This window comes from Thauera sp. 27, assembly GCF_000310125.2.
Taxonomy (GTDB): domain Bacteria; phylum Pseudomonadota; class Gammaproteobacteria; order Burkholderiales; family Rhodocyclaceae; genus Thauera; species Thauera mechernichensis.
On the sequence record NZ_AMXB01000024.1, the window covers coordinates 42,562 to 55,047 of the forward strand.

At 59.8% G+C, this 12,486-nt stretch carries 14 protein-coding genes; 3 read left to right on the top strand and 11 right to left on the bottom strand.

Features of this window, described 5'->3' with window-relative positions; all coding sequences use genetic code 11:
- Window positions 1-110: 110 nt before the first annotated feature.
- Genes pilV through B447_RS13660 form a run of 3 tightly spaced genes read right to left on the bottom strand, consistent with a single transcriptional unit; the run spans window position 111 to window position 3,350 of the window.
- Window positions 111-1,793: a shufflon system plasmid conjugative transfer pilus tip adhesin PilV gene (pilV, locus tag B447_RS22745; RefSeq protein ID WP_083491458.1), complete on the bottom strand. Its 1,683-nt coding sequence runs from the start codon at window positions 1,791-1,793 to the stop codon at window positions 111-113.
- An 11-nt stretch (window positions 1,794-1,804) separates the two neighbouring features.
- Complete coding sequence (locus tag B447_RS13655; protein ID WP_002941179.1) at window positions 1,805-2,833, bottom strand: hypothetical protein; 1,029 nt, start codon at window positions 2,831-2,833, stop codon at window positions 1,805-1,807.
- Between the two features lie 10 nt (window positions 2,834-2,843).
- Window positions 2,844-3,350 carry a hypothetical protein gene (locus B447_RS13660; protein ID WP_002941180.1) on the bottom strand — a complete coding sequence of 169 codons (507 nt, stop codon included), beginning with the start codon at window positions 3,348-3,350 and terminating at the stop codon, window positions 2,844-2,846.
- 191 nt (window positions 3,351-3,541) lie between these two features.
- Here B447_RS13660 and B447_RS21865 point away from each other — a divergent pair, with 191 nt between their 5' ends.
- The 3 genes from B447_RS21865 to B447_RS13675 all read left to right on the top strand — a co-directional run bounded on the left by B447_RS21865 (window position 3,542) and on the right by B447_RS13675 (window position 7,339).
- Window positions 3,542-4,471 (top strand): PD-(D/E)XK nuclease-like domain-containing protein, encoded by a 930-nt coding sequence (locus B447_RS21865; RefSeq protein WP_002941181.1) that lies wholly within the window; start codon window positions 3,542-3,544, stop codon window positions 4,469-4,471.
- Between the two features lie 11 nt (window positions 4,472-4,482).
- Window positions 4,483-6,516, top strand: a complete 2,034-nt coding sequence (locus B447_RS13670; protein ID WP_083491459.1) for an ATP-dependent helicase — start codon at window positions 4,483-4,485, stop codon at window positions 6,514-6,516.
- An 88-nt stretch (window positions 6,517-6,604) separates the two neighbouring features.
- Window positions 6,605-7,339 (top strand): hypothetical protein, encoded by a 735-nt coding sequence (locus B447_RS13675; RefSeq protein ID WP_002941187.1) that lies wholly within the window; start codon window positions 6,605-6,607, stop codon window positions 7,337-7,339.
- 67 nt (window positions 7,340-7,406) lie between these two features.
- Here B447_RS13675 and B447_RS13680 read toward each other — a convergent pair whose 3' ends face one another.
- The 8 genes from B447_RS13680 to B447_RS13715 form a co-directional block, all read right to left on the bottom strand.
- Window positions 7,407-8,210: a PRTRC system ThiF family protein gene (locus B447_RS13680; protein ID WP_002941193.1), complete on the bottom strand. Its 804-nt coding sequence runs from the start codon at window positions 8,208-8,210 to the stop codon at window positions 7,407-7,409.
- Window position 8,211: 1 nt separating this feature from the next.
- A complete protein-coding gene (locus B447_RS13685; RefSeq protein WP_002941196.1) occupies window positions 8,212-8,877 on the bottom strand; it encodes a PRTRC system protein A in 666 nt (221 codons plus the stop codon).
- Window positions 8,877-9,596, bottom strand: coding sequence for a PRTRC system protein B (locus B447_RS13690; protein ID WP_157384680.1), 720 nt, complete (start codon window positions 9,594-9,596; stop codon window positions 8,877-8,879). The genes B447_RS13685 and B447_RS13690 overlap by 1 nt, the downstream gene beginning before the upstream one ends.
- The gene (locus tag B447_RS13695; RefSeq protein ID WP_002941205.1) at window positions 9,571-10,545 is read right to left on the bottom strand and encodes a PRTRC system protein F; all 975 of its coding nucleotides are present in this window, start codon (window positions 10,543-10,545) and stop codon (window positions 9,571-9,573) included. The genes B447_RS13690 and B447_RS13695 overlap by 26 nt, the downstream gene beginning before the upstream one ends.
- Window positions 10,546-10,583: 38 nt before the next feature.
- A complete protein-coding gene (locus B447_RS22750) occupies window positions 10,584-10,793 on the bottom strand; it encodes a hypothetical protein (RefSeq protein WP_002941209.1) in 210 nt (69 codons plus the stop codon).
- 2 nt (window positions 10,794-10,795) lie between these two features.
- Window positions 10,796-11,005, bottom strand: a complete 210-nt coding sequence (locus B447_RS13705) for a PRTRC system protein C (RefSeq protein ID WP_002941210.1) — start codon at window positions 11,003-11,005, stop codon at window positions 10,796-10,798.
- 13 nt (window positions 11,006-11,018) lie between these two features.
- Window positions 11,019-11,489, bottom strand: a complete 471-nt coding sequence (locus tag B447_RS13710) for a PRTRC system protein E (protein WP_002941213.1) — start codon at window positions 11,487-11,489, stop codon at window positions 11,019-11,021.
- A gap of 689 nt (window positions 11,490-12,178) precedes the next feature.
- On the bottom strand, window positions 12,179-12,388 hold the full coding sequence (locus tag B447_RS13715) for a hypothetical protein (protein WP_002941215.1): 210 nt from the start codon (window positions 12,386-12,388) through the stop codon (window positions 12,179-12,181).
- Window positions 12,389-12,486 lie beyond the last annotated feature (98 nt).

Consider the following 12,486-nt stretch of genomic DNA (forward strand, 5'->3'; position numbering starts at 1 on the left):
TTGATCGCAGACATCCTTTACATTCGTTACCCATTGAGCCTTCCTCAAAAATATCGGATTGGCAAACCATGAAAAGGATATGGATATGCTTCCGGAGTTCCAGCAGGCTCTTACCGCAGTTCGGCCCATCCAATTAAGTTGGTGATCCCACTTACACGGTATGAACTACCAGGAGGCACGACAATCATTGTAGCTGTATGTGTCCCACCGCTGTTTGCACCTTGCTCTCTCGCCACAAGTATCCCGTCAACATAAAAGCTGCCTAGCCCATTGTGATGAGAGACTGATACATAAATCGGATAAGGCCTATCGTTGATATAAGTTGGGCCGATTGAGCGAAGCGAAGCCATATTCACCCACGTAGAGGCCAAACTAAGCCCTCCGGCCCCGTTTCGCCACACCCCGGATTGGCAAGAAAGTAGCAAGCCAACGGTATCTCTAGCAACACGACCATTTGGAGCGCATGCTGTTCCTTCTGTTGCCACCTGGTTGATCTGGACCCCTTCGATGTCGAGGTAGTTTAACCGCGAGGAGCTAGCAGGATCGATGTAGAAATTTGTGTCATTGGCATCGTACACGCGTTGGGTCACGATATCTGCGGACGTGACTCTGCCTGACGCATTTACGGCGTTCGTCGTGACAGTACCGGAGACATTAACGTTGGTCGCTGTCACCGTGCCGGGCACTGAGAGGTTGCCGAGGTTGTCGAGCCCCAGGGCAACCCAACCAGCGCCGTTGCATGTATAGGCACGCGCACGGCCAGCGCCACCAGCCTCGCCTCCATTGAGCACCACCCGGGTCTGCCCTGAGATGGATGCGCTGCATCCGGGTAGCGCCGCAACGTTCGTCACAGCGTCCTCCCAGAACGCTGATCCCTGGGACTTCCACACCCCGGCCTGGCACGACAAGAGCTTGCCGTCGGAGCCAGAAGCCAGATCTCCTGTCGAGCAGGCGGCCGCGACCCAGGCTCCAGATGAGCACAGGCGTGGTGCGCCCGTCGTGGTGCGACCAGCCTTGCCTTCGCGAGCCGCGGTGCAGGTATCGGTGGGGACGTTGAGCACCTGCTGCAGGCCCACTACCCGGTTGTCGCCCATGTCGAGCGTAGTGTTCATCCGGTTCAGATCTGGGCGTCCTGGGATTGCATTGCGTGCCAGCCATTCGCCCGCACCGGTCATACCAAAGAGCCCCGACTCGTCAAAGGGCAACAGACTCATCAACCGACCGGCCGCTGCAGGTGAGCCAGAGCAGTTCCGAGCTGCTGACGTGGTCGTGTAATCGGTCACCGTTACCTGCCACGAGCCGAATGCGCCTCTCGCCACGGTCGGCTGAGATGCGTAGATCGCCCCAGCACCTGAACCGGCATGTGCAACGATATAGCCCAACTGGGCGTCGTTGATCGCTGACCCTCCTTCGGTTGTGACCGCAGCCTCAATACGCTTGGTAGAGCTATCGTAGTAGGCCATTACGCAGACGGTCTGACGGTATGGGTTCTCTGCGGAGAAGCCAGCTGGCAGATGGGGAGTAAGCTCGGCAAGAGTGATCTTGCGGGGCACACTTAAAGTCGCTGTTGAGGTCACAGCGTTGCGATTGGCGGCGTCCGACATCCAGTTTACGACAGCCTTACCCAGCGCATTCTGGTGTAGCGCGGCCTGCTGCGCCTTTGTGTCCTCGATCGATACGCTGGCCATCGTCGCCAGCCCTGCGATCATGATCGACCCGACCGCCAACCCACCCATCACCTCCAGCAGCGTGACGCCACGCTGCTGGACGGAATACCTTGCCTGTCTCAGCATTAACCTGAACCTCAGTTGATCATCGTTGCGTAGCGAGTCGTGTGCCGCATGACTTGTTCGTCATGATCGAAAATACCTGCTACACGAGCCAGGGCATCCCCAATACCACCCGCCTCGTTCAGATTGAACGTCACCTTCAGGTCGGCAATGGTCTCGAGGGAGCTCGCACGCTTGATCCGAACGCTAAGTTCCGTGATGCCTGGCTCAACCACGGAAACGTCTGCGGTGATCTCTGCACAGACCTCATCGCCCGCATAGGTGTGCGCCAGAGCACGCGCAAACCTGTCGGTCTGCAGTACCGCACATGATTCAATCCCCGTATAAATGGGTGCCATGGATCCCACCGACGCGGTGACGTCCATGGAAGGGGTTGCAAAGTGAGATTCAAGCAAGGTCTTGAGCTTCAGCCCGAACAGGGCGGGGTTGCGCGCTATTGATGCCGGGGCCCCAACCCTCCGGTAGCTACAACCGACCAGATGACCCGCAAAATGATCACCGGAGGGCATTTCCATAAATGGAGAATCGTTACCGATCCGGAACGCTTGGATGCGTTGCTGTCGAGCACCTGGCGTCGCGACACTGGAGTAGAAGATCTCGCGCGTTGCAGCGAACATGTCAGCAAAGGCCAGGGACCGAATGCGCTGATGGGGAATGGCATGACTTAGGACTGTGGCGCCGCCGTTGGCGTTTGATGCCAATCGATGCTCCTTCATTGCGCGGGTTATCGCGGGAATGATGCCCTCGAGATTGAGTTGATCCCGACTCAATTGACCCGATGACGCGACAACAAATGGGATTGTGAAGAACTCCACTTCGTACTGCCTGCTTCCCAGCGCAATCGTCTGATACTCGATCGTAGAGCGAATGGCCTGCTGCACGATCATTGCATGGGACGGACGTACAGTGCGAAGCAGCGCTGTGACTTCATCCTCAGTCTTGGCCTTGAACCGTTCCAGCACCCAGCTCTTGATGCACTGCTCTCGAGCCATTGTTGCCATGACCATCTCAGATTGGTGGCCTACAGCCTCATTGATTTTCATGGTGTGAACCTCAGCCCAGAGATAGGGTGTTCTGAAACCCGCCATTGATGACAGGGGCGGGAGGTGTCGGGGAGAGAATTTGGCGGCGCATGCAGTCGCTCAAAGACCCTGCGGAGAGGAGTCCTGCACGAATAGCAAGTGTCCACATTCGATCAAGGTCTGCTCGCGGACATCGTGCAAGCAGGTCAACTTCGGTCACATCCGTCAGAAGAAACGGTCTTCCGTCCCGGTAGCCGGCTGAGATCACCTCAGGGAAGAGGTCAATCGTTTTGGCCAGGATCAACACAGCGCCAAGGCCGTCCTCACGACGCACACTCCCACGCACGTCATCAACATGCAGGACAGAACAACCTGAGGGGTCAATGATCGAAAGGCTCTCGTTGGCTCGCTCCAGCAGGAAGCCGTCGAGGCCAAACTCAGTAAAGCTCTTGGCGAATATCTCGGTGGTCGTACGGACATCCAAGGCGCTAACCCAGACGATGTCCTCTCTCGTGAAGTTCTGTTGATGTGTTCGCATGCGATCCAAGCTACAGCCGATGTCGACTTCTGCAAGAGGCGAGGCTATCGCGATCGCGGTTAGGACATCCCCACGTAAAACAGCTCGTTTAGCCCCTTTTGCGGGCGGTCACGTTCAATGCAAATTGGGGGCTTGAAGAACAGCCCGCCTGGGATACCTTGGATTTGTATGCAATCCAAAGGGTTTAAGTGATGAGCGCATCAGTATTTCTGGACAAGGACCTCGATGTCCAAACCCCCTTGCTGCCCTATGGGGATGAGTTCAAGAAGCTGCTGAAGAACGTCAGTGATGGCGTCTCTTCGGGCAGTTTCACGGCCACGATGGACAACGCCACCTACCATGCGCAGAAAGCCTTCATCTCCAATAGCGGGATGAAGGAGTTGCTCCGTTCCCCGGCGCACTACTTCGAGTACCTCAACGGGGAGAGCGAGGAGAAGGCGCCCAACATCGGAACGGCCATCCATGCCGCAGTGCTCGAGCCGGCTGAGTACGCCAAGCACTACGTGACCTATGCTGGGTATCGGAAAGGCAAGGCTTGGGATGAGTTCAAGGCAGCCAATCCGGACAAGCAAATTCTGAACGCGACGGAATCGGCTGCAGTCGAGGGCGTCGTCAAGGCGGTGGCCCAGTTCGACGCCTATCCGCTTCGTGCGGCCCTCGACATCGGCGAGGTCGAAAAGTCGATCTTCTGGATCGACGAGGAGACCGGTGTGGGCTGCCGGATCAGGGCCGATTGCCTCACTCCGTTCGTGATCTTCGACGTGAAGAGCATCGATGACGCGCGTCCCGAGAAGGTCGCACGTCAGGTGGCGTCGATGGAATATGACCTCCAGGCCTTCATGTACACCGAGGGGGTACGGGCCTTTACGGGTCAGACGCTTCCCTTCTACTTCATCTTCATCGAAACCGGGCGCCCACACGGGATCTGGATTCACCGCGCAGGCCAGAGCGTCATGCGTAATGGCGAGATCAAGTTCCGTCGTGGCGTGCGCGCCTTCAAGCGACTGCAGGCCACTGGCGATTGGCACGGCTATGTCGATCCGATCTCCGATCTCGAATTGCCGCGCTACGCCCTCATCTCTCCGACCCCCGAGGACGGTATCGATCCCGTTACGGGCTGAGATCAGGAAGCATGCACGCGATGTTCAGTCCTACCCGTGAGCAACTCGAAGTCGTCGAGCACCGTACCGGCCACGCCCTGGTGCGTGCCGTTGCTGGCTCGGGAAAGAGCGCGACGCTCGTTGAGCGGATCGCGCATCTTGTTGAGTCGGGCTCGAGGCTCGACCAGATCCTGGTGCTAATGTTCAACAAGAGCGCGGCCGATGACTTTCGGTCGAGGCTTTCACGGCGCCTGCCCGATGGAGCTCCCGAGGTCTTCACGTTTCACAGCTTCGGCAGGCGGCTGGCGCGAAAGCTCGCCTGTGACGGTGCGCTGTCTCATGCAAGGCTTGTCAGCTCAGCATCCGAATCGCGCCAGTTTGCAAGGCAGGTGCTCAGCGAGCACTTCGCCGAATACGGTGAGGAGCCCGAGGACCTGAGCAATGAAGCGCTCGATGAGTATCTGTCGGCCATCGACATGCTCAAAGGGGCGCTCTATACGGGCGGCCCTCTGCCAGGCTGGGCCTCGGACGCCGCTCGCCTGCTGTCTTCCTTTAAGCTCTTCGAGGCTCGGCGCCGCCGCGCCGGACTGCGCTTCTTCGCTGACCTGATCTACGACCCCGTTCTCCAAGCCAGACAGGATGAGCTGGTGCGCGCGTCACTCGCAGACGACTACGGACACGTGCTGGTCGACGAGTTCCAGGACATCAACGACGCCCAGATGGAGATGGTGCGAATGGTCGCCGGCGAACGTGCCTCGGTCATGGTCGTTGGCGACGACGACCAAACGATTTACGGCTGGCGAGGCGCGAGACCGGAATTCATGCTCTCACTGTTCGAGAAGCAGTTCCCGGGAGTGAAGAGTTACAACCTAACAGGCACCTTCCGGTACGGACATGCATTGTCGCTGCTGGCGAACTCCTGCATCGCAAACAACACCATGCGAGCGGAGAAGCTCTGCGTTTCGCGCACCGCCCATTCGACCCGGATCAGAGTCCGTCTACACACCCATGGGCCCGCCGATCTGGCCGTCGAGGAGATCCACGCATGGATTGCAGAGGGCCGCCAGCTCAACGAGATCGCCATCCTTGTGAGAGAGTACGCCAACGCAGTCGGCGTCGAGATTGCCATGCACCGGCATGGCATCCCCGCGCGCATCGTCGGCGCCGCATCGTTTGCTGAGCAGACCGAAGTGCTCGTGCTGCGTGGCTACATGAGCCTGGCAGGGGGTAATACGGCAGTTTGGGATCCGTCCAACGCGCAGGCAATCATCGCAGCCATGCTCAACACGCCGACCCTGTACCTCAAGCGCGCCGAGCTCTCGCGGCTGACGGCCCCAGGAGCGCCGCTGTCGCGCACCCTGCGGCAGGTGAGCTCCGGGGCGAAATCGTGGCTCGCGCAGATCAGGGGCAAGACGGCCGACGCGATGGAGTGGGCAAGTCGGCAGAGCCCCGATGCGCCTGCAGCGCCGTTCCTGCTCGAGACCATCCGCCGGCTGTCCCTCTTTGAGCACATCCACCGGACGGGTGTGCGAAAGGAACGCATCGATGAGCGGTGTCGCATGATCCGCCAGGTCATCGAACTTGCGCGCGAGCACCAGCACACCGTTGCTACGCTTCGGGAACTGATGCGCGAGATCGTAGCCCGGCAGGAGGAAGCAGCTGACGGTGTGCTCATCACCAGCGTGCATCGGTCCAAAGGGCTCGAATGGCCATGCGTTCTCTTGCCAGATCTGGCCGAGGGACAGTTTCCCGCCCAAGGGGCGCCGATTGAAGACGAACGCCGCCTGTACTACGTTGCCACGACGCGTGCCCAAGACCGACTGGTCCTACTCGCTCCGCTTGATCGCACACTCGTCGAGCACAGCAAGCTCGGTCGAACCGGGTCCCCAGCGCCAGGGGGTATCAAGGCCTCCCGGTTCCTGTTCGAGTCGAACCTGATGTTGGCCGCTCAGGTCGCGGAGCATATCGAAGGTGGAACCGTCGGGCAGGCCCGAACAGGGCTTGCCGCCGATCATGGAGGTCTGGCCCTTGTAGATCGCTACCTGCGCGCGCTCGAACATAACTAGTGAAAGGGGGTGTTTTGCGGGGCAACTCCTCCTGTTGGCTTGGAGCACTATGGATCGTCTGCGACTACGCCTTGTGGAGATGCCTCGGATGAGATTCAAGCTACCTGCTCTGCTTGTGACATTGGCAAGCTTGGGAGTACCCTCAGTTGGCTACAGCTGGTTTGCTGCTGAGCAATGCACGTCTGTGTTCAAAAAATCGGTGAACCGCGGCATGATCCAGGGCTACTACCTTCGGGGCTACCGTTCATACAACGAGGCTTCCGGATGTATGGACCCCTACGAGGTTGTACAGATCATCATCCACCCGCTTCCTAACGACCAAGGCAGACCAGGTTCAATGTACGTTGCAGCTAGCGACGGCAGAGGTGGCGCCCTCGTGCTACAGGAAGACGGGCAGTGGATCGATTACCTGGGTGGCCTTCACGCACCTACTGCACGCTTTGAGTCCCTTCCAAGCTCACAGGTAATCACAGTCTTTGATTCTCGGGGCGACATCGATGTGTCTGGAAACCTTTGGAGATCTCGCAACGTAGGCCGCCCGAACGGCCCAGCCCTTATCTGTGACCTAATTCGTTCGCACGGCAGCCTTACTGCATATATTGGAGCCGGCTACGGCGCGATCCAAGATGATCAGCAGGGCACGATCGAACACCTGCTCTCGAACCCCCACGCCAACATCGACCTCGATCACATGCGGGGGGCCTTTGCCTATACGGACGGCTTGCAGTCCAAAAAATACGGGACTGTTCTCCAGTTCAACTGCGGCTGCAGCACACTCCCTGGCGGAGGGGATACTGGACACTGCGACAACGGCGGCGGCTGATTACACCCCTAACGAGATAAGCCCCGCAAGCCAGTGACTGGCTTGCGGGGCTTTCTCTTTGTGGGCACTACGCTGCGACCTTTTCCTCGACAACGTAGCCGAATCGCATCCACGTCTGCGGGTCGATCGCCAGGGGCGAAACCCGATCCGTGGCCAGATTCACAAAGACGCCATGACTCTCGATCCTGCCGTACCGAAACAGCTTGAACAGCAGGTTGAGGGCATGTAGCGCCATTGCGCGGTTGATGAAAAGGCTCTGCTTCTCGAGCGCTTCAGCCAGCGAACAACTGGGCTGATCGTCACTCGCATCGAGCCCCTCCTCGACCGTTTCCGGAAACAGGTCTGCGACGGTGGGAAGTCGCAACCGGCTTTGTCCGTTCCGGGTAAGCACCTTCGCCCCTTTGCCCAACTCCCCGAGCACGATCTGACCGTCGTTCTGACGGTTTCCCATGTCCAGGTAGTAGGCGCCAGCGGAGAATCCCTCGGTGATCGCCTTTCTCGCCTTACGGTTATCGACGCAGCCGATGACCATATCCGTCCGATTCGGAGCACCGGAACGATCGCCTTCACCAAGACGACCGACCTCGGCTGTCCAGTAAAGGCCGAAGGCCTGGTTAAGACGATTCACGAGGACTTCAGCCTTGGGCTGGCCGATATCGGACCACACGAATGCCTGGCGCCCCACGTTCGACTCGGACACGGTGTCGTCGTCGATCACATGGACCTTCAGTCCCCCCGGATGCCCGAGGGCAACCATGGCGGTATGCAGTTGCACCAGACCGTTGATCACGTGGCTGCCGGTGCCGCCGGCACCGACCACCGTGATCTCGACTGGCCCTTGAAGCAGGCGGTGATGAATCAAGTGCTCCATTTCATCGCCCCGTATAGCTGGATTGCTTGCTCATGTTGCTCTCCTTGAATGTGATTGCGCCATTGGCGGATGACTCCACCTCGAGCGCGATGTACTTTCCCAGCAAGCACAGTCGCATGACCGTGCTCATCCTCTCCTGATGGCAGTGACCGAGGACGACCGAGACCTTGACCTCGCCCCTGTCGTCCGCGTCGTCTGTTGAGGAGAAGAACGCCTTGCCGGTGCCGTGTGAGTGCAGGTCGACCACCAGATGCTCACCCTCATCGAGCCGCGGACGGTCGAAGTGGATGGCGGCCTCGGATGCTGACCGGACCCCAACGGGCTTGAACGAGAACTCGCCGGTAAGCTCGTTCCAGGTGATCCAGGCCGCCGCCTCCTTGGGAGCGCTGGCCCGGGCCATCTGAGCGAAGGCCTTGAAGAGTTCGACCGGGACGGCCGGCATCAACCATTCGATCGTCCCAGTCACCTGCCCGTATGGCTTGGCCACGGCGCCCGGCGAAAGATTCCGGGTTCGTGCGTACAGCCACGAACGACGGACCTCCAACCACTCACCGTTGCCTGCGCTCAGGAACCGATGGCCCAGCTTGCCGAGCGGCTCGAATGCCCCGTAGAGGGGCACCATCACCGTCGGCGTGACCTGTTGAAGAATGGCGTCACGCGGGTCCATCAGCGTGCCCTCCCGATGCTCTCCAGGAGATTGCTGACCGTCCAGTTCGTCTCCACGAGCGTCTCGGTGGGGAACGACTTGAACTTGCCCTTGAGCATGGCCTTCCAGAACTTCACCGGCCCGCCGCGATACTTCACCAGCTTGTTGGCCTCATGAATGTTCGGGTGGCTGAACCTGGACAGGAAGAACGCGTCCTCCCAAGCCTTCGGCTCTTGTGCCTTGGCGCCTTCGGGGGTTCTGGCCGTTCCGGTGCAGATCCTGCCGCCCTCCCAGACATTGAAGTACGGCACCTGGTAGAGCTTGGTCCCCGGGCGAGGACGGCCCTTGCCTCCTACTGCAAAGACCTGCCAACCCAGTGCGCTCACCGCGAAGACAAGCCCCGGATGGGGCACTTCCGCGCTTTCGTCTTTAAACCCCGAACCGTCAAACCATACGCGACGAGTCTGGGGTTTCATCCACCACACGAGCCAACCTGGCCCTTGTGACAGAACATTGGCCTCGAAGAACACGGGCCGAACCTTTCGGGACGGATCGAGTTGGTCGAAAAGCTCGCGCAGGCCCGACATCGTCGCCGGCGTCCCCACACCGATCCGTAGTGAGCCATCGTGCTGCTCGGCGACCTCATGGACCGACACGTAGGACGGCCGATGTTGCCCATAGAGCAACACCGCATGCTGAGCGCGATACGGCTGCTCACTCAGATTCATTGTTACCGACATCTTGATCTCCGGTAGTGACGCAAGAGAGCAGCCCCAGGAGCTGGTCGAGCGTCTTGTAGAGTTTCAGGCCCTGCATGTAGCCCTTGAGCCACTGCGCAAAGCCTTCCTGGGTCGCCTCGACCTCCCACACGCTGCAAAGCGTCGTGTAGCAGTCGTCGCCCTGATTGGCGTAGTTGATGTAGTCGTCGAGCACCTGCTGCGTCGGATCGTCGTCATCCCAACGAATCCAGACGCCGCGGTACACGGATTCCCGATCGGTCAGTTCTACCGACGTGAAGTGCGCGCCTTCTTTGATCAGGCACTGCATCTCGAGCACCTTCTCAGCGATCGCTGCCACGCCAGGTTCTTCTTCCTCAAGGCATTGCAGGAGCGCGAACGGGTCAAGCGGCTGCGTCGGGTCAATGACCCACGACTCCTTGAAATAGCTGTCGTACTCGCCTGGCCCAAACACTGCATCTTCCGGGTCCGAGTTGTACATCTCGAGTTCTTCGAGCCATTCTTCCTGGGTGTTTGCCCCCATCCAGTGCGTGTAGGAGGCTGTCTCTCGCACGAACCGTGGCGACCAGCATCCTGTCGTCTTGGCACCGGCCGTCTCGAGCGTGTCGAGGACGGTCTGGCCAAGCCCGGGCATCAACGCTTCGAGCTGCTTGAGCTTTTCGCCCACGCTGACCGGTGCGTTGCCGTTACCCAGGTCGATCCCGATCCAGTACTGCTTTAGATCGTCGTCGTCATTGCTCGTGTAGCACTCAAGCCCTTCGAGCGTTGTCGAGACGACCAGCCCGAGCTCGTCGACGTGGTCGAGTTCGCCCAGGATGTCGCGGCGGACCCGCTCCAACCCGGTCTTGACGAGCTTATCGATCTCGATCCCTTGGTCTGCTTCGGACACAAACCCTGCGTCGTACAAGGCCAGCGCGAAGCCGGCCAGCGCGGCGCCATTGAGTGTGTTCACGACGAACTTTGCGGGAGCATCGATACGTCGTGGAATCCTCAGAGGATCACGTGGACGACGGACGGCGGCGGCTGAAGCCGCCCCGCTGCGTGTGTGCTCCGTTTGGACTTCTCGATGAGCGCGTAGATTGCGGTGGCGCATCGTTTCATCTCCTCATCATGAAAAACGGGCAGCGCTGGGATAGCGCCACCCGTCTCCTTGATTTCGCCGCGGGAGATGGCTTCAAGCCTCTCTCTGAGCGATTTCATGATTACCCCTTCGTGCCGGCGGCACGTCGGAACTCGAACACAAGCTTGTCGCCCTTTCGCACCGGCCCTTCGACCTCGGCAGAGGTCAGTTCGGGAAACGATGCGCTGTACAGGTCTCGGACCTGCACAGGGCTCATCTGCGGACCGGGGTCCGGCAGTTCGGTGCCTGCGTAGTTGAACACGCGGATTGCGGCGGTAACGGTGAGTGCCATGATCTCCGCCTCCTTAGCCCAGCAGCGACGCCAGATCAAACGCGCCATCCGCCTCGGCTTTCGCCTTGGGTTCAGTACTGCTCGTCGGGACAGTCGGTGCACTGGAGGTGTCGGACTCGGCATCGCCTTCGCCCTCCTCATCGGAGAGGTCATCGATGCTCACAGCCACAGGCTGTGCAGCCGTGGGCGCGCTCTTCACCGCCTTTGCCGCCTGTTGCTTCTTGGCGGCATCGAGGATCGCGGCAGTCTGCGCGACCTGGTCGGCCAGGCTTTTGCGAGCCGTCACGTAGGTTGCGAGCGCCTGAGCGAACCCTTCATCGAGATCGGCCGGCGTACCGGTGAGACTCAAGGGGGTCTTGAGTGCTGCTTCCTTGGCGTCCGTAACCTTGGGGATCACGGTGACCGTCAGGTTCTCGCTGTCGCCGGTGACGAAAAGCTCCACCGAGGAAGACGAGGCCAGCAGTTGAGACAGGACTTGAAACATGGTGAATCTCCAAAAAAAAGCGGAGACCACCATGCCCCAGACCGGGGATAGGTGATCCCCGCGGGGTTGATGTGCCCTGGATGGGCGTTGAAGGCTGGGTTCGGTCTTTCGACCCGGTTTAGTCCAGCTACCGCTTCGACCCGAAGGTCAGAAAAGCCATTCTCGGATACCCCCGAAAGGGGGCACCGGAGAACGTCCTTGTTCTCTTTCATTGACATCCTCCCCGCCCTCTCGCTTCGCTCGCCGCGCAGCGGGAAGGGCGGGGATCCCTGCTGGGCTAGGCCGCATGGCCTACCCCTTCGGTAGGTTCTCGCTTCACCGGGCGGCCTGTGTGCACCTCTCCCTCCACGAGCGCTTGGCCGTCGCCGGCCAGAACCGCGTGTCCCGCGGCCAGAGAACAGGCTCTCACATCCGATCCGGATTTCAAGCCCCAGTTCGCCTGCGGCGAACGCGCTATCCTTCCCCGGCCTGAAGTACCGGGGCTTGCCGCACATTGCGGTCATCGACTGATGCAACGCATCAGTGCTTACCCTTGATCTTCCAGTACAGGAAGGCCACCGCGATAACCCCGACAGCCAGTGAGCCGCTCAGGATAACGATGATGGTGGTAGCTGCTTCGGACATTGTCCTCTCTCCTAGAATGCTTAATCGTAGTTGCCCAACGCACAATGCTCAACCCATGGGGCTGATCAAGTGCTGTCGTCCTCGAAGCCGGCCACGATTGCCGCGAGCAGGTTGAACAACACGAATACAGCAATGTAGATGACGAGCATGACAGCACCCTCGCCTTCCAAAACGTCCGCCCCAAGCAAGAGCTCCGCCCCTGCCGGGGTGAGAACTGACGCTGCCTGGAGTGCGTTTGCCACTTTCTCAGCGGCTTTGAAGTAATTGAACCTCATAGATGGTCTCCATGTGATGCGGGGAGACCATCCCCGTCCGGGAACATGGTTCCCAGCGGGGTTGAAAGGCTTGCTGACTCGAAGAGTCGGCTACTCGC